Source organism: Desemzia sp. FAM 23989 (assembly GCF_045528345.1).
In the GTDB taxonomy this organism is placed as follows: domain Bacteria; phylum Bacillota; class Bacilli; order Lactobacillales; family Carnobacteriaceae; genus Desemzia.
Genome location: NZ_JBGQQT010000011.1, coordinates 17,898 through 37,122, shown reverse-complemented (window position 1 = coordinate 37,122; position 19,225 = coordinate 17,898). Strand labels below are relative to the sequence as shown.

17 protein-coding genes are annotated in these 19,225 nt (G+C 36.7%); 8 read left to right on the top strand and 9 right to left on the bottom strand.

From position 1 onward, the window contains the following. Positions 1-53: 53 nt before the first annotated feature. From ACEN36_RS07745 to ACEN36_RS07735, 3 genes are read right to left on the bottom strand one after another with little or no spacing between them, the layout of a single operon-like run. The gene (locus ACEN36_RS07745; protein ID WP_407126307.1) at positions 54-701 is read right to left on the bottom strand and encodes a hypothetical protein; all 648 of its coding nucleotides are present in this window, start codon (positions 699-701) and stop codon (positions 54-56) included. Next, positions 701-1,690 (bottom strand): flotillin-like protein FloA, encoded by a 990-nt coding sequence (gene floA, locus ACEN36_RS07740; RefSeq protein ID WP_407097643.1) that lies wholly within the window; start codon positions 1,688-1,690, stop codon positions 701-703. The genes ACEN36_RS07745 and floA overlap by 1 nt, the downstream gene beginning before the upstream one ends. Continuing rightward, positions 1,683-2,294 (bottom strand): NfeD family protein, encoded by a 612-nt coding sequence (locus ACEN36_RS07735; RefSeq protein ID WP_407126306.1) that lies wholly within the window; start codon positions 2,292-2,294, stop codon positions 1,683-1,685. Before ACEN36_RS07735 ends, floA begins: the two co-directional genes overlap by 8 nt. Positions 2,295-2,642: 348 nt before the next feature. Between ACEN36_RS07735 and glgB the strand changes: the two genes are divergently transcribed. From glgB to ACEN36_RS07710, 5 genes are all read left to right on the top strand, one after another. After that, complete coding sequence (glgB, locus tag ACEN36_RS07730; RefSeq protein ID WP_407097641.1) at positions 2,643-4,568, top strand: 1,4-alpha-glucan branching protein GlgB; 1,926 nt, start codon at positions 2,643-2,645, stop codon at positions 4,566-4,568. A 106-nt stretch (positions 4,569-4,674) separates the two neighbouring features. Continuing rightward, positions 4,675-5,826, top strand: coding sequence for a glucose-1-phosphate adenylyltransferase (locus tag ACEN36_RS07725; RefSeq protein ID WP_407126305.1), 1,152 nt, complete (start codon positions 4,675-4,677; stop codon positions 5,824-5,826). Then, a complete protein-coding gene (gene glgD, locus ACEN36_RS07720) occupies positions 5,810-6,979 on the top strand; it encodes a glucose-1-phosphate adenylyltransferase subunit GlgD (protein ID WP_407126304.1) in 1,170 nt (389 codons plus the stop codon). Before ACEN36_RS07725 ends, glgD begins: the two co-directional genes overlap by 17 nt. A 2-nt stretch (positions 6,980-6,981) precedes the next feature. Further along, the gene (glgA, locus tag ACEN36_RS07715; RefSeq protein ID WP_407126303.1) at positions 6,982-8,424 is read left to right on the top strand and encodes a glycogen synthase GlgA; all 1,443 of its coding nucleotides are present in this window, start codon (positions 6,982-6,984) and stop codon (positions 8,422-8,424) included. A 108-nt stretch (positions 8,425-8,532) separates the two neighbouring features. Beyond that, positions 8,533-10,965: a glycogen/starch/alpha-glucan phosphorylase gene (locus tag ACEN36_RS07710; protein ID WP_407126302.1), complete on the top strand. Its 2,433-nt coding sequence runs from the start codon at positions 8,533-8,535 to the stop codon at positions 10,963-10,965. A gap of 222 nt (positions 10,966-11,187) precedes the next feature. On the opposite strand, the gene ACEN36_RS07705 is transcribed toward ACEN36_RS07710, so the two are convergent. The 3 genes from ACEN36_RS07705 to ACEN36_RS07695 form a co-directional block, all read right to left on the bottom strand. Next, complete coding sequence (locus ACEN36_RS07705; RefSeq protein WP_407102586.1) at positions 11,188-11,817, bottom strand: DsbA family protein; 630 nt, start codon at positions 11,815-11,817, stop codon at positions 11,188-11,190. A gap of 177 nt (positions 11,818-11,994) precedes the next feature. Then, positions 11,995-12,690 (bottom strand): hydrolase, encoded by a 696-nt coding sequence (locus tag ACEN36_RS07700; protein WP_407097677.1) that lies wholly within the window; start codon positions 12,688-12,690, stop codon positions 11,995-11,997. Between the two features lie 89 nt (positions 12,691-12,779). Continuing rightward, positions 12,780-13,157 (bottom strand): DUF4828 domain-containing protein, encoded by a 378-nt coding sequence (locus tag ACEN36_RS07695; protein WP_407097676.1) that lies wholly within the window; start codon positions 13,155-13,157, stop codon positions 12,780-12,782. 220 nt (positions 13,158-13,377) lie between these two features. Between ACEN36_RS07695 and ACEN36_RS07690 the strand changes: the two genes are divergently transcribed. Beyond that, positions 13,378-14,736, top strand: coding sequence for an aspartate kinase (locus ACEN36_RS07690; RefSeq protein WP_407097675.1), 1,359 nt, complete (start codon positions 13,378-13,380; stop codon positions 14,734-14,736). Positions 14,737-14,796: 60 nt separating this feature from the next. Here ACEN36_RS07690 and ACEN36_RS07685 read toward each other — a convergent pair whose 3' ends face one another. Both ACEN36_RS07685 and ACEN36_RS07680 read right to left on the bottom strand, forming a co-directional pair. After that, positions 14,797-15,618 carry an undecaprenyl-diphosphate phosphatase gene (locus ACEN36_RS07685; protein ID WP_407097679.1) on the bottom strand — a complete coding sequence of 274 codons (822 nt, stop codon included), beginning with the start codon at positions 15,616-15,618 and terminating at the stop codon, positions 14,797-14,799. 197 nt (positions 15,619-15,815) lie between these two features. Beyond that, a complete protein-coding gene (locus ACEN36_RS07680) occupies positions 15,816-17,003 on the bottom strand; it encodes a polymer-forming cytoskeletal protein (RefSeq protein ID WP_407097674.1) in 1,188 nt (395 codons plus the stop codon). Positions 17,004-17,337: 334 nt separating this feature from the next. Here ACEN36_RS07680 and ACEN36_RS07675 point away from each other — a divergent pair, with 334 nt between their 5' ends. Together ACEN36_RS07675 and ACEN36_RS07670 are read left to right on the top strand one after the other, a co-directional pair. Beyond that, on the top strand, positions 17,338-17,832 hold the full coding sequence (locus ACEN36_RS07675) for a hypothetical protein (RefSeq protein WP_407097673.1): 495 nt from the start codon (positions 17,338-17,340) through the stop codon (positions 17,830-17,832). 33 nt (positions 17,833-17,865) lie between these two features. Continuing rightward, entirely contained in the window at positions 17,866-18,381 is a 516-nt protein-coding gene (locus ACEN36_RS07670; protein WP_407097672.1) for a PTS glucose transporter subunit IIA, read from the top strand. A 61-nt stretch (positions 18,382-18,442) separates the two neighbouring features. Here the strand turns inward: ACEN36_RS07670 and ACEN36_RS07665 are convergent, their stop codons facing one another. After that, the gene (locus ACEN36_RS07665) at positions 18,443-19,066 is read right to left on the bottom strand and encodes a flavin reductase family protein (RefSeq protein ID WP_407097671.1); all 624 of its coding nucleotides are present in this window, start codon (positions 19,064-19,066) and stop codon (positions 18,443-18,445) included. Between the last annotated feature and the right edge of the window lie 159 nt (positions 19,067-19,225).

The following is a 19,225-nucleotide window of genomic DNA, read 5'->3' as shown; positions in this document are numbered from 1 at the left end:
CGTGCAAAAAAAGGACCGAAACATCGGTCCTTTTTTTGCACGATCGATTTTCCCTATCTAATAGGTCTTTTACTTCTTGGTTTATCCAGTATTTCTTTGTAAACCACCGCATGAACGATATTTTTTTGCAAATGAGTTTTACCTATTTTAAGACTAGGTGCATATGCATCGCGCGAGACAGCTGTTTTTTTTAGTGATTTCTGCTTTGTGGTATGACCTTCAGGATGAAATTCAGTACCTTCGTAACTGGATGATCCTTCAAGACCTCTAGTACCTTCTAAACTGCCCATACCTTCCGAACTTCCAGAACCTTCGCGGCTATAATCACGTTGCCGTTTAGTAGCAGAAGGATTTCTTTTAGGATTAGGTTGGTTCACAGTAGTTCTTTTTTGAGTATTGGCTTGTTTCGAACTGGAAGAATCTAGTTCATTCAATGCTTCTTTAAACTCAGAAGCAAGTTCTCTCCAACTTTGTTGTTTATTTGCATTTCGATTAGCCGAAACTGACCTACTTGGAGTTCGAGGAGTGGTCGTTCTTCTGGCAACTTGTTGTTGGTTCCGGTTGCTGCCTGCTCTTGTTATATCTGAGCTTTTCTTTTGCCGAGTGTTTTTCGGTATCAGCGCACGGATAAAAAATATGAAAATGAATATACCGCTATAAACAAGGAGACCCAACATGATGAGAATGAATATAGAATTCATTATTCATCACTTTCTCTCTTAGAACTATCTGAAATAGAACTTCTCATATCTGTATCAGCATTGATATTTTTCATGTTGTAGTAATCCATAACGCCAAGATTTCCTGACTTCAAAGCATCTGCTAAGGCTAATGGAACTTGAGATTCGGCCTCCACAACTTTAGCGCGCATGCGTTGTGTTTCAGCTTGCATTTCTTGTTCTTCTGCAATAGCCATAGAGCGACGTTCTTCTGCTTTAGCTTGAGCAATATTTTTATCTGCTTGGGCTTGTTCTGTTTGCAATTGAGCACCAATGTTACGTCCAACATCAACGTCTGCGATATCGATCGATAGAATCTCAAAAGCAGTACCGGAGTCTAAACCTTTACTTAAGATAACTTTTGAAATACCGTCAGGGTTTTCTAGTACGGCACTGTGATTTATGGAACTACCTACAGTTGTAACGATACCTTCACCAACACGGGCAATAATCGTATCTTCACCGGCACCCCCAACTAACCGTTCGATGTTAGCACGAACCGTTACTTTAGCTTTTACACGAACTTCGATACCATTTTTAGCTACTGCAGCAATAAATGGAGTTTCAATAACTTTGGGATTTACGCTGACTTGAACAGCTTCAAAAACATTACGTCCTGCTAAGTCAATAGCCGCAGCTTGTTCAAATTTTAAAGGAATATTTGCTCTTTCAGCAGCGATCAAAGCGTCAATAACTTGGTTGATATCTCCACCAGCTAAATAATGAGCCTCCAAATCATTAATGTTCAATACTAACCCGGCTTTTGTAGCCTTGATCAGCGGGCGAACGATATGAGAAGGAGTAACACGTCTCAAACGCATTCCTACAAGAGTTCCAATACCTATTTTAACTCCTGAAAAGTATGCAGTTACCCATAAACCAACGGGTACAAATCGTAAAAATAAACTGATAATAACTATTACTATAACCGCAATTATAGCTATACCAATAAAACTACTCGTTTCATTCATTTTCTACCACTCTCCTAACTATAATTTTAGAACCTTCCACTTTAATAACTTCTACTAGAACATTTTCTTCAATTCTTTCATTTTGACTCAATACATCTAAAGTAATTTCCTCAAATAAAGCTTTTCCAGTGGGTCTTAAAGCAGTAAGTGTTTTACCGGTTTGTCCAAGTAAAGAAGAATAATCAATACTACTCAAAAAACCTCTCTCGGAAGTTAAGTCATTATTTAAAACCAACTTACTGAAATTATCAAAAGAATAGCCTTTCTTGGCCAAGACAATCACTAAGCCAACGGATAAGAGAACAGCGATACTTAAATCTCGAATAGCTTGACCAAGATCTCCTAATGTTTGATACAAACCAAAAATAATCAACAGGATTCCTATAATACCCGCTATTCCAAAATCCGGTATAAAAACCTCAAAGATTAATAGAGATATACCTAAAATAAAAATGATAATTGTGTACCATTCATCATTCTCATTCATAAAGAAATAAGCAGCAAAACTTAGCAGCGAGATAGCTCCACCTAGAGTTGAACGAGGGGTTATTGCTGCAATAACTAAGCCAAGAAATCCAATTGAAAGAAGTGCAATGTTTAACATAGATTTACCTCCTTTCGTAATGAGTTATTTTTCAAAACTAAGTGTTTCAAACAAAATTGATCATGAAAAAAGTTTATTAAAGAAAGTGTTCTTATGATTATTTTACCATTAAAGTATTCTAATAGACACCACTTAGACAAAAAGAATAAAAGAAAGTAAAAAAAGTTAAAAAGAATTATTTAAAAAGAAAAGGGTCTTTAAAAGCATTTTTAAAAACGAAATGGTATAGTTTGAATAAGATGAAAAGATCAAAAAAAGTGGGTTTGTATTAAAAAAAGATGTCAAAAATTAGAATTCAATGATAAAATAAAACGAATAATTGTTTTTAACTAGAATGAGGTGGAGGAAATGGAAAAACAAATCATTAATTCATTCAACATGAAAAAATTTGAAGAAATGAGTTATCTGTTTAATACAGGGAATTATTATGACTGCTATTTAACTTTAGGAAGTCATAAAGAAGTTCAAAATGGAAAAGAGGGGTTTCGCTTTACTGTGTGGGCGCCCCATGCTGAGGCAGTTTCTTTAGTCAGTGATTGTACTGACTGGTTTGAAGGGAAAAGAATGGAAAAAGTAGGTCACACAGAAATGTGGTCTGTTTTTTGTGATAGCGCTAAGGAAGGACAACCCTACAAATACCGTATCCAACACCAAGATGGAACCGTCAAACTAAAAATCGATCCCCAAGCTCTTGAATACGAAGTACGGCCAAAAGATGCTTCAGTCATCAAAGAACTGCCACAGAAAAAATGGCGTGATGGGCTTTGGATGGCATCCAAAAAAAGATTCCCTGTTTACGAACGTCCATTGAATATTTACGAAGTACATATGAGCTCTTGGAAACGCCATGAGGATGGAACTTGGTATAGTATTCCAGAATTACAAAGGGAGCTTATTCCTTACGTAAAAGAGATGGGCTATACACATATTGAATTTTTACCTCTTATGGAGCACCCTCTTGACGCTTCTTGGGGGTACCAAGCGACCGGCTATTTTGCCCTTTCTTCAAAATTTGGAACATTAGAAGACATGCAAGATTTTGTTGAAGCTGCTCACTTAGCCAATATTGGTGTTCTGATGGATTGGGTACCGAGTCATTACAATAAAAATGATTATGGCATGGCTTATTTTGATGGCACACCGCAATATGAATATCAAAATTACCATCAAGCTCAAAACTACCGTTGGGGAACGTTGAACTTCGATTTGGGAAAACCACAAATCCATAGTTTCTTGATTTCAAATGCTTTGTTCTGGATTGAGCAACTTCATCTAGATGGACTACGAGTGGATGCTGTTTCCAACATGTTGTACTTGGATTACGATGAAGGAGAATGGATACCCAATGATGACGGAAGCAACCACAATCGAGAAGGCGTAAAATTTCTTCAAAAAATGAATACAGTTATCTTTGAACGTCATCCAGAAACATTAATGATTGCGGAAGAAAGTACTGCCTGGTCAAAAGTAACTAAACCTGTGGAGCAAGGTGGTTTAGGGTTTAATTACAAATGGAATATGGGCTGGATGAATGATACATTGAGATTTTTTGAAATGAATCCTGCACTTCGGAAACAGCATTTTAATTTACTGACATTTTCGTTTATGTACATGTTCAATGAGAATTATGTATTGCCTTTTTCACATGACGAAGTAGTTCATGGTAAAAAGTCATTGATGCACAAAATGTTTGGAGATCGGTACAATCAATTTGCCGGTCTTCGAACGTTGGAAGCTTTTCGGATGACACACCCAGGTAAAAAATTAGGGTTTATGGGAAATGAGTATGGTCAGTTCCTTGAATGGAAGTTTGATTCCAGCCTTGAATGGAACAGTTTGGATGACGCAGCGAACAATAAACATCTACAATTTAGCCGAACGTTAAATCAGATCTACAAAGAGAACAAAGCTTTATGGGAATTAGATCATGATCCTAAAGGAATAGAAATTTTAGACGCCGATAATGCTTCGGAATCGATTATGACTTACATTCGAAAAGGAAAAAAACCGCGAGATTTTCTTATTATAATATGCAATTTTGTACCTGTGGAACGGCAAAATTATCGAGTGGGAGTTCCGTTTGAAGGGCAATACGAAGAGCTGTTAAATACAGAAATGGAAGAGCTTGGGGGTACTTGGACCGAAACACAGGGAACATTAAAAACAGAGAAAAAACCCCATAATAATCAGGAATACTCTATTAATTTGATTGTTCCAGCTATGAGTGTGATTATTTTAAAGCCTAAAAGAATTTTTAAAGTACCAAAAGTATAAATATTCATTCTAATAGTCAAATTATTTTGTTTTATAGCTGTTTGAAGTTATTATAAAAAAGAGGAGGGTAGAGGAAGGTTACAGAAATTGTATCTTCCGTATAAAAATGAAAAATGAAATAGTCTCTATGATATTAGCTGGAGGACAAGGATCTCGTTTAGGAAAATTGACTAAAGAAATCGCCAAACCAGCCGTTCCATTTGGTGGGAAATACCGCATCATCGACTTTGCATTGAGCAACTGCGCAAACTCAGGAATTAAGAATGTTGGTGTTGTTACTCAATACCAACCGTTGGATTTAAATGCTCATGTAGGTAATGGAGAAGCGTGGGGGCTGAATACTCATAATGGAGGAGCTACCATTCTTCAACCTTATACCAATGTAGATGGAGAAAAATGGTTTAAGGGAACAGCTCATGCTATCTATCAAAACATTGGCTTTATAGACAGATACGATCCTGAATATTTATTGGTTTTATCTGGAGATCATATTTACAAAATGGATTACCAAAAAATGTTGGATTACCATAAAGAAAAAAAAGCTGCTTTAACAGTTGGTGTTATTCCTGTTGAGTGGGAAGAAGCTTCTCGATTTGGACTGATGAACACAGATAAGTCAGACAGGATTATTGAATTCCAAGAAAAACCTGACAATCCAAAAAGCAATCTGGCTTCAATGGGAATCTATATCTTTGATTGGCCTAAATTGAAAAAATATTTAATCGACAACCAAGCTAAAAATCGTCAAATGGAAGATTTCGGAATGCATGTTATTCCAGCTTATCTTCGAAATAGTGAAGATATTTATGCCTATGCGTTTAGAGATTATTGGAAAGATGTTGGAACAATTGAAAGTTTATGGGAAGCAAATATGGAGTTTCTCAACCCCGAACATGCCTTAAACATTCGAGATGAAAACTGGAGGATTTACTCTAATAATCCAGATTCTCCACCTCAATTCTTAACTGAAACTTCCAAAGTAACGAATTCAATGATAGTAGACGGCTGCTATATTGCTGGAGAAATAGAACATTCCATTTTGTCTCACAATGTCAAAGTTGGAAAAGGGTCAATGATTAAAGACAGTTTTATTATGTCAAACGTAACTATTGGTGAAAATGTAGTCATTGATCATGCGATCATTGGTGAAAATGCCAAAGTACACGATGGCGGAAAATTGATTGGTAAGGATAAAGATATAGCTGTGTTAGGCTACGCTGAAGAGATTGGAGGACTTAAAGATGATGAGAAGAAATAGTTTTTGTGCAATCGTTAATTTAGTTGAAGACGGTAGTAGGTTAAAACCTTTAACGAATAAACGCCCTGTAGCAGCCTTGCCTTTTGCAAGCAGATACCGCTTAATCGATTTCCCATTTACTGCTTTGCATAATGCAGAAGCTACATCTGCAGCATTATTCATTTCTGGAAGTGGACATTCACTATACGATCATATTCGAAGCGGGTTTGAATGGGGTTTAGACTCTACTATTGGCGGGGGAGTATTTACCCACTCTCAAATGGATTTAAAAGAATCTGCGGCTCTAGAAGGCGATAAATTGACTTATTATGAAGACCAACGAAACTATGTAAAAAAATCCGCAGCTGAGTACGTGGTGATTACCGGCAGTAAAATGTTGTGCCACATTAATTTACAATCTATTTTACGCTACCATAAAGAAAATTCTGCAGACATGACCGTTGTTTACAAAAATATTCCAGCTGCAGAAGTACCTGTTGATACAGACTTGAAAAGTTACTCTCTTAATCCAGATACTGGAGTGATTGAATGTCTTAATTCTGTTAGTGAGATGATGGATAAAGGAAATGAAAAATTAGCTATCCAAACAGGTATCACTGTGATGAGTGTAGAAAAATTCTTGTACTATTTGGATCTGCTTGAAGAAAGACAAGAAAGACACCATATGGGATTAATGCTGAACCTGGCTTTAGAACAAGGCAATAAAGTTTGTGGATTTGAATACACAGGATACTTAAAATATATCGATACTGTGTTGAGCTATTATGAAGCGAGCATGGATATGTTGGATGAAGACAACTACAATTCATTATTCTACCGTGACGAACCTGTCATTACACGAGCAAGAAATGGTGCACCAACTTATTATTCTCCTTCTAGCAAAGTTTCAAATGTTCAAATTGCAACAGACTGTTATATAGATGGTGAAGTGGAAAACACGATCATCTTCCGTAAAGTTCGTATCAAAGAAAATGCGGTAGTAAAAAACTCGATTATTATGCAAGGCAGTCAAATTGGTGAAGGAGCTCATTTGGAATACGTGATTTTAGATAAAAATGTCACTGTAGCTCCGGGAGCAAAATTAATCGGCACACCCGAACAACCTTTAGTAGTAGAAAAAGGCAGTGTACTGACTGAGAAGAAAGGGGCGTAAGCATGAAAGTATTATTTGCCGCTGCTGAATGTGCTCCTTTTTATAAAACAGGAGGATTAGGCGATGTTGCAGGTGCTTTGCCTAAAGAGTTGAAAAAAAAAGGAATTGACATACGTGTAGTGCTTCCTTTTTATACTTCTTTACCGCAGCAATACAAAGATCAATTAGAAGATGTTTGTCAATTCGAAGTAAAGGTAGGCTGGCGGAGTCAATTCTGCGGTATAAAGCAATTGGTTAAAGACGAGGTTACTTATTATTTTGTAGATAATCTGTATTACTTTAATCGCCCTGGAATCTATGGTTTTGATGATGATGGAGAACGTTTTGCATTCTTCTCTCAAGCTATCCTTGAGATGCTGGAAAAAATCGATTTCATTCCTGATGTGATTCATGTGAACGACTACCACACTGCAATGGTGCCTGTTTTGTTAAAAGACAAATACAATTGGATCGAAAGATATCAATCCATTAAAACAGTATTAACCATTCACAATTTACAATTCCAAGGTATTTATGACCAAGTAGTTTTATCAGATCTATTTGATATTGGCTACAATGCCTTTCATATGAATGGTCTAGAATTCTATGGAAACGTTAATTTCTTAAAAGGCGGTATTTATTACGCTGACTTAGTCACTACTGTGAGTCCCAGTTATGCTGATGAAATCCAAACGGAAGAATTCGGTATGGGATTAGATGGTGTTTTAAGAGACAATAAGAGTAAAATCGTGGGAATCTTAAATGGGATTGACTATGATGTGTTTAACCCTGAAGCAGATGAGCATGTTGCAGAACATTTCTCTGTGGATGATCCAAGTGGAAAAGCTATCAACAAAAGTGTATTGCAGGAAAAGGTGGGGTTGCCAGTCAAGAAAGATATTCCTGTAATGGCTATGGTAAGCCGTTTGACGGAGCAAAAAGGCGTTCATTTACTCATTGAAAAAATGGATGAATTGATGCAGCGAGAAGTCCAAATCATCCTCTTAGGTACAGGAGAAAGCCATCTTGAAGATGCTTGTAAACATTATAATTGGGCCTATCCTGAGAAATTTAAAGCGATCATCGACTTTGACGTTGAATTGGCTCAACTGATCTATGCTGGAAGCGATCTGTTTATTATGCCGTCTGCTTTCGAGCCGTGTGGACTTTCTCAACTAAATTCTTTGCGTTATGGAACGTTGCCGATCGTCCACGAAACAGGCGGATTAAAAGACACCGTGCAAGCCTACAACACATTTACGGGAGAAGGAACTGGATTCAGCTTCTCAGGCTATTCTAGCCAAATCATGTTGGAAACCATTGATCGTGCTTTACAAGTATATTTTGATTACCCAGATCAATGGAAAAAATTGGTACGACAAGCTATGAAAAAAGACTTCAGTTGGGAAAAATCTAGTCAATTGTATCAAGACAGTTATGACAGAATTACAGATCAAACAAATTAAATGAGCAGTATGAAGGATTAAAGGGCTAGACCAAATTTTTTTGGCCTGGCCCTTGTCGTATAACGCGCTAAGTACATAGAATGGTTATACCTATGAGGAGGATTTGGAATGACATTACAAGTAGCAGAGTTTAAAAAAGACTATGAGAGATTGTTGAAAGGACTATATGGACTAGATGTAAAAGAAGCTTCTCCTATTCAGTTGTACAGTGCACTTGGAACTTTTGTCAAAGCCTATGCAGGGGAAAATTGGACGCAAACCAAAATAGAGTACGAAAAAAAACAGGTCAAACAATTATATTATTTTTCAATGGAATTTTTACCGGGAAGAATGTTGAAAAGTAATTTACTGAATTTAGGGATCTTAGATACCATTCGCAACGGTATTGAAGAAATCGGTCTGGATTTTCAATCAATAGTGGAAGCAGAAGAAGATCCTGCGCTGGGAAACGGAGGATTAGGCCGATTAGCTTCCTGCTTTATGGACTCTATCGCTTCTTTAGGTATTCCTGGTGCTGGGAGCGGTATTCGGTATAAGTACGGCTTGTTCCAACAGCGATTTATTGATGGACATCAAGTTGAAGTTCCTGATAATTGGCTGCGAAATGGAAACGTATGGGAAGTCCGAAAAGAAAATAAAACCATCAATGTCCGATTTGGAGGTCAGGTTTATTTAACGGAAGAGGAAGGACGATTTGTACCGATCTACGACAATACCCGAAATATTTTAGCCGTTCCGTACGATACTGCTATGATTGGTTATCAAAATAATTTGGTCAACAATATGCGATTATGGTCAGCTGAAATCCCTCCAGAAGATTACGTTCACTATTCTAGTATCACCGCTCAACAAGAAGTGAATCAATTGACGGAAGTTTTGTATCCAGATGATTCTAATTATGAAGGCAGGATTTTACGGTTGAGACAAGAGTATTTCTTGTGCTCAGCAGGCGTTCAAAGTATTGTTCGTTATTACAAAAAATTACATTTGCCAATGATCCACATTGCAGATAGAGTTGCTATCCATATCAATGATACACATCCAGCTTTATGTATTCCTGAATTCATTCGCATTATGATTGATGAAGAAGGATTGAGTTGGGAACAAGCTTGGGAGATAGGGAAGAAAGTGATGAGCTACACCAATCATACGATCATGCAAGAAGCAATGGAAAAGTGGCCCATCGAAATGTTGCAAGCTGAGATCCCAAGAGTGTATCAAGTGATCGAAGAGATCAATCGCCGACATATTGAAAAGAAATTGCCTATCTATGGGGAAGAATTGACTTATCAAACAGCTATTATCAAAGACGGTGTGGTGAATATGGCGCATTTGGCTATTATTGGAAGCCACAGTGTTAACGGAGTTGCACAACTGCATACAAATATTTTGAAAAATGATGTATTGAAACACTTCTTCGAAATGTACCCCATTAAATTTAACAATAAAACGAATGGTATCACTCAAAGACGGTGGTTGCAAATAGCTAATGAGGACCTGACGAAATTTATTGATGACAGAATCGGTACGGAATGGAAAAAGAAACCATCAGAATTAAAGATATTGAAAGGGTATGCCAATAATGTGGCTTCTTTGAGAGAATTAGCAGAAGTAAAATTGAGAAATAAACAGCGATTTGCGCAGCATGTAGAAAGCAAAATGGGCTTAATTATTGATCCAAATGCTCTATTTGATGTTCAAATCAAACGATTGCATGCTTATAAACGTCAACTGTTAAATGTGTTGCACATTCTTTCCAGATATCTAGATATCAAAGAAAACCCAGAATTGGATATTCAACCAAGAGTTTTTATTTTTGGAGCTAAAGCAGCACCAAGTTATTTGTATGCTAAACAAATCATCAAAGTGATCAATGCTGTTGCTGAGTTAGTAAATAATGACCCAGACATTGGAAATAAATTGAAAGTAGTATTTGTAGAAAATTATGGTGTTACGTTAGCTGAATTGATTATTCCAGCTGCAGAAGTAAGCGAACAAATTTCTTTAGCCAGTAAAGAAGCCTCAGGAACAAGTAATATGAAATTAATGCTCAACGGTGCATTAACTGTAGCTACACTAGATGGAGCTAACGTAGAAATACGAGATTATGTTGGAGAAGACAATATATTCTTGTTCGGCCTAACTTCAGATGAGGTGTATGACTATTATGAAAATGGAACGTATTCTTCACGCACAATTTATGACTCTAGTCCAAAACTGAGAAAAGTATTAAACACTTTGATTGATGGGACTATTCCAGACATTAAAGAAGAAGGAAGAGTGATTTTTGATTCCCTAGTGAAATACAATGACGAGTATTTTGTACTGAAAGATTTTGAGGAGTATATTACCGTGCAACATCAAGTAGATGAACTGTATCAAGATAAACAATTGTGGAATCAAAAATCATTATTGAATATAGCGAATTCCGGTCCCTTCTCAGCGGACTTTACGATTATGCGTTATGCAGAGGAAATTTGGAAAATAGATTCTGAAATGCCGCAAAATGAACAAACCATTCACCTCAATGAACCAATTTAAAAAGAGCGTGGAGCAAAACGCTTAGATTTTCGTGAGGTTCACTTTTCTCTTTTAGTTGGTTGAACTTTCCCAACAAAAAGAGAAAGTGAAACTACAGGAAGTCTGTTTTGCGCAACGTATTTATAAAGAGCATGAAACAAAACATTTAGACTGTAAGACTCAAAATGCAGTATAGGTCCCAAATGATGGAATCTATACTGCATATTTTCATTGGTTTATCCGTTAAGCATTTTCTGCTTGTATCTCTGTTAAGACTTGCTTAAAGGTATCTATCGGTTGTGCTCCACTAATACCGTATTTTCCATCAATCACAAAGAAAGGCACGCCTTGGACACCGATTTGTTGGGCGGCAGTTACGTCTTGTTGCACAGCGTCTAAATAATCCTCTGAATGAAGAATTTTCGCAGCAACTTCTTTATCTAAGCCGACTTTTTCAGCTAACTCCACCAATGTAGGGTCATCATTTAACCATTCTCCATTGATAAAATAAGCTTCCTTTGCGACTTCCATGAATTCAGTACCTTTACCTTGTGTTTTAGCATACTGGAATAGGCGATGAGGTTTTACCGTGTTCCCGTGTTGAATTTTTTCATAGTGATAATCCAAGCCGGCATTTGTGGCCATTGTAGTCACCTGTTGGATCATATCGTCAGCTTGTGAAGAGCTCATACCCTTGATTTCTGCAAAATATTCTTGCATAGGGCCTTCGTATTTTTCAGGAGCCGTTGGATCCAACTCATAACTATGGTATTCAAAAGTGATATCTTCCATACCTTTTGTTGCTTCTTCAATGTGTCGTTTACCTATGTAACAAAAAGGGCAAACAAAATCTGACCAAATATCTATTTTCATTGTATATTCTCCTTTTAACTTACTATTTACAAGTCGATCATCTCTATCCTACAGGAAGGTGAGATTTATTTCAATGATTTTTCTAAATGAGGATGGTTTAGTAAAACTAATAAGGAATAAAAAAACAACAACGTAAGTTTCTGACTTGCCAGAAATGCGTTGCTGCAGTGAAAGGTTTTATTCTTCAATGTATTTATTTTCTTCTTGTTTACGGTATTTATCCATTTTACGTTTAAATAATTCTCCATTAGAAGGCGGAGTGTACGTAATTGCGTTAGCGCCAGCTTCAATAGTTTCTAAAATACTTTCGTCAGTTGGACCACCAGTTGCAATAATAGGAACATTCGGATAATTTTTGCGAATGCTGCGGACGATGGAAGCCGTTTTTGAACCTCCACTGACATTAAGGATATCTGCTCCAGCATCCAATTTTTCTTGGATATCTGTAAATTCAGAAACAATAGTGATCACGATTGGGATATCGATCACGGTGTTGATCTGTGTAATAGTTTCCAGCGGTGTAGGAGCATTAACGACGACACTGATGGCTCCTAAAGATTCTGCAAAAAGACTAATGTTTGCAGATCTGAGTCCATGTGTCAAACCGCCACCTACTCCAGCTATAACGGGTATAGATGCTACGGAAGAGATAGCTTGTATGATAGCAGGGTAAGGTGTGAAAGGATAAACTGCTATTACAGCATCCGCATCAGTATTGCAGATAATAGAAATATCTGTTGTAAAAATAAAGGATTTCAGTTTTCTTCCATTAATATTGATGCCGCTGCATTTAGTGATTACTGAAGGAACATCAACTGTATCATGTCTTAATTCAGTAATAACGGAAGGAATATTGTCTTTGTATCGGGCCATACTTTGTTGCCTCCTTTTTGTCTAACGAATTCCTTTTAATTAAAACCGATTTTAACTAAAAGAGCAATAAAAAAAACAAAATGTTAAGTCTAGTTGAGGGAGGTTAAAGACAAAGTATAGGTTTTGTCATCGGCAGAATCAAACAATGTGATTGAATTTTTATCGATTGGTTGAATAATCAGCTCATATCCATAATGATCTGTAAAAGTTAATTTTTTTTGATCTAATAAAGTTAACGAGCCTTTTACAGGTTTTTCATTTATAAATAATCGAGCTTGATCATCAATTTTAAGAGTTTTAGTTTCTGGATACAAAGAATCATCAAACGTCCATGTCCCGGCAAACCTGGAGATGGCAGAAGTTTTATGAAATCGAGTTTTTTTGTTTTTCTTACGCAGAGTTTCTCGTGCAATTCCTGCAACAAAAGAAACACCTAATAGATATGTAAATGCTTTGCGCCGACTCATTAAAAAATCTCCTTTTGTCTATAAATAATTATCCCAACAGTAGAATGAACTTGTCATTTCATGGTACTATAATAAACAAATTCCAAGTTTCCATATTTGTTTATATTATAATCTTTTTTTTCAAGAAGATATAGGGACTTCAGACGGATTTATGAGGAATATCCTAATTGTAATCATTTCTTAAACTATTCAAATTAAATTAAATAAAGGTTGTGAAATAATGAATGTAGTTAAATTTGGGGGCAGTTCATTAGCATCAGCTCAACAATTAAAAAAAGTAGTTCAGATCGTAAAAGAGAATAAAGCGCGTAAAATCGTCGTCGTATCCGCACCAGGAAAACGATTTCCACAAGATGAAAAAGTGACTGATTTGCTGATTTCCATAGCTGAAAAATCATTATTAAATCAAGATTTTTCTGATGAAATGAACAAAGTTGTACATCGTTACCAGGAAATAGCAGAAGATCTTCATCTTGATAAAAAGGTTATTGAAATGATTCGAATGAATCTGAATGAGCTGACAGCTGGAGATAAAACAACTCCTGACTATTATATCGATGCTTTTAAAGCAAGCGGGGAAGACAATAACGCTAAATTAGTCGCAGCTTATTTGAATCAAGAAGGATTGCTATCTAGTTATATCAATCCACAAGAAGCAGGATTGCTTGTAACAGATGAGCCGAACAATGCACGTATTCTTCCAGAAAGCTATGATGCATTGGAAAAGTTGCGTAACAGAACTGAAGTACTTGTTTTTCCTGGCTTTTTTGGGTACACCAAAGAAGGTCAAATTTGTACCTTTTCAAGAGGTGGATCAGACATCACAGGAGCCATATTAGCCAACGGAGTAGGGGCGGAATTGTACGAAAATTTTACGGATGTGGATGCTATCTTTGCGGCCAATCCGTCTGTCGTCAAAAACCCTTATCCAGTATCTGAATTGACGTACCGCGAAATGCGCGAATTGTCTTATGCAGGTTTTTCCGTATTACATGATGAGGCACTTGAACCAGCCTTTAAAAAAGGAATCCCAGTGGTGATAAAGAATACCAATAATCCTGAGGCTCCAGGAACGAAAATCGTTAAAGAACATACAAAAGAACATGCTCCTTTAATTGGAATTGCCAGCTCAAGTGGATTTATAAACATTTATATTGAGAAGTATTTGATGAACCGTGAAATTGGTTTTGGGCGTAAAGTTTTACAGTTATTGGAATCATATGGATTAAGTTATGAACATACCCCCTCTGGAATCGACAACTTGACAGTCATTTTACGAGAAAACCAAATGACCCCTGAGATTGAAAAAAAGTTGATTAGTGCATTAACAGAAGAGCTGTCTGTGGATAGTGTAAATATAGAAAGAGGTGTTGCATTGATTATGTTAGTTGGCGAGGGAATGCGTAATCAAATCGGAACGATGGCGATAGCAGCACAAGCTCTGAAAGACGAGCACATTAATATCGATATGGTCAATCAAGGAGCATCAGAAAATAGTGTCATGTTTGGCATACAGAAAAAAGATGAGGATAAAGCTGTAGAAGCTCTCTACCATGCTTTCTTTGATGAGGTCAAATAGGCAGCAAAAAAAGGGTTGAGATTTTTATAATCTCAACCCTTTTTTTAATTGACTAGTCTATTATGCAAAAAGCATGAAATAACCTAAGACTAAAATACCTAAGACAATACGATACCAACCAAAGGCTTTAAAGTCATTATTTTTAATGTATTTCAATAAGAACTTAATGGCGATAATAGAAACGAAAAAGGCAACGATCATACCTGTTAATAATATCGCTACTTCAGAACCAGTAAAGTTAAATCCAAAGCCCAAAAGTTTCAATAAGCTGGCCCCAAACATAATTGGAATAGACATAAAGAATGAATACTCAGTGGCTACAAAACGAGACGTTCCCAGTAAAATAGCTCCTAAGATAGTCGCTCCTGAACGAGACGTTCCTGGAATCAAAGAAAGTACTTGGAACATTCCTATTAAGAAGGCTGTTTTATAGGTTAAATCAGCAAAAGTTTTCGTCGATGGTACTCGATCTTTATTGCGGTTCTCGATCACTATAAACAGTATTCCATAAACAATCAGCATAATTGCTACGGTTTGATAATTAAATAAATGTTCCGTCAACCAATCATCAAATAAAAATCCCAAAACTGCAGCTGGAATGACCCCAACCACTACTTTATACCAAATAGACATCGTATCTTTTTTCTCTTGCGCAGATTTGCTAGGAGCAAATGGGTTCAATTTATGAAAAAAGATAAGAACAACTGCTAATATAGCTCCTAATTGAATCACAACTAAAAACATTTCCATAAACGCAGCAGAAGCATTAAGCTTGATAAATTCATCCACTAAAATCATATGACCTGTACTACTAATGGGCAACCATTCTGTAATACCTTCGACAATACCTAAAAATACGGCTTTTAAAAGTTCGACTAGAATACTAATCTACTCCTTTCCATTCAAAAAAATTGCATAGCAAGGATTAGTATAACGAATTTTAAAAAAGTAATCCATAAAATCACAGAAAATTAATATTTTTTAAGTCGTTTTGACATAAAACTAGGAATAGTAAAAAGCTGGGATCACCTAATCCCAGCTTTTAGTTAGTCCAGCTTCAAAAAGGAGCTATTGATTCATTAAAGTTCATTTGACGAAGAGAGTTTACGATTTGAAAGGACCAGGGCACCTAATCCGGTTAAAATAACGATTAACCCGATGATGAAACGGATAAAAGGCATCAATCCAATGAGTTCTAAAAGAAGTACGCCAAGGAGAATAAGCCAAATCTCGTTTTTTAACTTGTGCCATTTGAAAGTATTCACTAACCAAAATCCTATGAAAACAGCTGTAACGATGTGAGAAAGGTACACTAATATGGTGTAAGTGACAATAAGGATGAGTCCGAATGGTATTCCAATAATAGTCAACATGGACAAAATGGCGGCTATAGGAGTTAGGATCATTGTTACTAAGCCGATAGCAATTGTTTTAAGTGGGGCTGTAGAAATGGATTGGATAGGGTGCATCCAGAAATTTGGACGCCATAACTTGATCATAAACCAGACGATTAAAGTACTGAGGACACTCCAAAGAAACCCAATCAGGACCTTTACTGCTCTTGCCATTGGACGAGTAGAGCGGTTAGACATTGTTTGAGTGGATTCTTCCCAATCAGTCGTTCCATTGATTGTTGCAGTTGAATTTACAACGGCTGCATTAGGGCTTTCATAATGCAGATTTCCATCGATCACTGCAGATGACTGTAAAGTTAATTGTTGGATATCTAAATAAGCATTTCCAGCTACAGATCCATTTAAGGTAAAGCGCTGCCCCCCTCCATATAAGTGACGAGAAATCGTCCCTTCCTGCATTAGCGATGCTGCTGCAACAAAAAGATCTCTTACAATCTGAGCTTGAGAATCTATAATAATGTTTGCGCCCACTAGAAAAACATCCTGTCTGCTTTGAGCGGTGATAGTGATATTTTGACCAGTAGCATAAATATTGCCGGTTACTTCACCATTGATAAAAATAGTTTGAGCTACGACAAATAGCGAACCATTAATCGTTCCATTGATATGGACTTCTTCACCGACAGCAAAGGTCGTCCCTTCTACAGTACCATCAATTTGGACATCATCACCAGAGAAGAAACCAGGACCATCTAATGTTTCACTTTGATCTAATAGTTCAGTTGAATTCCCTGCACCATTCATATTTTGTGCTAACACATGTAAAGAGAAAAAAGGAAGGGTTATAAAAATCAGAGACAGTAGATAAAACAGACGCAAGGAAATCCGGCGAGAATACCTGCTCTTTTTCATGTTACACCTCCAATTGAATCTAACAATTATCGATCGCTTGGTAGTGAGTGAGCCTGTTTCTTGTAGGTGGAGTAGTTAAAGAGAGAGAAAAGGAAATTAAAGAGGGAAAGACACGGATGCCTGAGCTTTATTTGGATTGTAAGCCTTACTTTTCACCACTATATTACCACTATTCTAAAGAAGGGAGAAACAACAGGTTTGTCAGTTGCATCACCCTCAATACTTTGCACGATTACTGACAAGAAGACATTGATAAGAAACCGGTTTTTTGCTATACTGTATACTGTTGGAAGCACTTAAATACTTAATTTTGAAGAAAACTGGTGAGAGTAAGATGTTTGAAACAAAAGAAGTTGTTCCTGATAAACGAAAGAAATGGCTCTATAATTTATTGATGATCTATTTAATTGCTGGACCAGTAATTTACTTTGGATCTTTACTGCTGCTCAATATTGGAAGCGGGCAAAGTTATGAAGAACTGCTCAGTGAAAATTTAGGAGTTGCCCTTACTATACTGAAGTTAGGTATCAATTTGATTTTAGCTTATGTGTTGTACGCTACACAGATTTCTGAACGTAAAAAAGGTGGAGTCGCAGACAGCGTATTAAAATTGACTATGCCTCAACAGTTCATAACAGGTAATATCATCGGTGTGATTCTCTCTTTTTTAGCTTTCAATGAACTAACCGATAATCCTTTGATCACAGAGGACGAGATGAGAGCAAAAAAACCTATCAGAGATGAAAATAAAAAAGGCGTAATCATTCTCTTGATTGTACTAAATGTGTTATCATTAGGTATAGCATATGCCAGTTGGCGCATGAGTTAAAATGCATTATAAAAAAAGAAAGCAGGGATTTAAATGGGATTATTTGATTTCTTAAAAGGTAAAGATAACAGTTCAAAACAAGAAACGAAAGAAGCAAAAGTTTACGCACCAGTAAATGGAAAGTTAATCTCCATTGAAGAAGTGGCTGATCCAGTATTCTCACAAAAAATGATGGGAGACGGATTTGCAGTTATCCCAACTGATGGAGATATTTATTCTCCTGTTGACGGTAAAGTAATGAGCGTTTTTCCTACGAAACATGCTGTTGGAATCGCCATGGAAAACGGAGTTGAAGTTCTAGTTCACATGGGATTAGATACAGTGGAATTAGATGGGAAACCATTTACAACTACAGTAACAGAAGGACAAGAAGTAACAAGCAGCACTAAAATTTCTACTGTCGATTTACAAGCCTTAGCAGCTGCAGAGAAAGATAGTGCTATGGTAGTTGTCTTTACGAACATGGATCAAGTAAATGCTTTTGATATGATCGACTCAGGTGCAACAGTTTCTGCATCAGGAGATATCGGTTCTGTAACGGCAAAATAAATCATCTGAATCACAAAAAAAGGAAGACAGTGAGTTATAAAAACTCATTGTCTTCCTTTTTTTATTGTAATGGGCGCTCTAATTGGAATTCTTCATCTAAAGTAGCGTAATTGCTTCCAGCCAGTCGGGCAACAGGATTCAATTTGTCTGTTAGAATGTAATGATTTGAAGTATCCACTACTGTTTCATCAAAGAAAAAGTCAGTGACGCGAATGATAAATAAGTCAGATACCACTGAACCTTCTTCGTCAGTCACCGGCACATATTGATGCACTTTACCTTCAAAACGGATTTTAGCTTCTTTGATGGCGGGCACACTGACGGTTTTACTATCTACTAATGTTAAATTTGTTCGATCGATTTCACTTTCATGAGGCAGCAGCGGAGCAGAAGTTTTATTCATTTCTTCTACCAAGGGCAAATCAACAATGTGGATTACGGCTTCTTTCCGTTGCAGCATGTTGCGCGCCGAATCTTTGATCTCGCCATCTTTTCTTAAAATAGCTACTGTGATCAAAGGCAAATCATTTGATGCAGCACTAAAGAAACTGAATGGCGCAGCATTAACTACCGTGCCGTCCTTGGATAAAGAGGTTACCCAGGCGATAGGACGTGGGATGATACTGCCGCTGATAAACTTGTATTGTTGTTTTTTAGTTAATTCTTCAGAATTGTAATGAATCAAAGTATCACTTCCTTTTCATTTTCATGTGTAAATAGAGAGAGGAGTAAAATTCCTCGCAGATGGAAATACAAAAAATAAATATTCGTCCACTTTACCGTGAAAGAGGACGAATACTTACTTAACTTTTGGTACTGTGGACGAATCTTTCGCTTCAGCAAA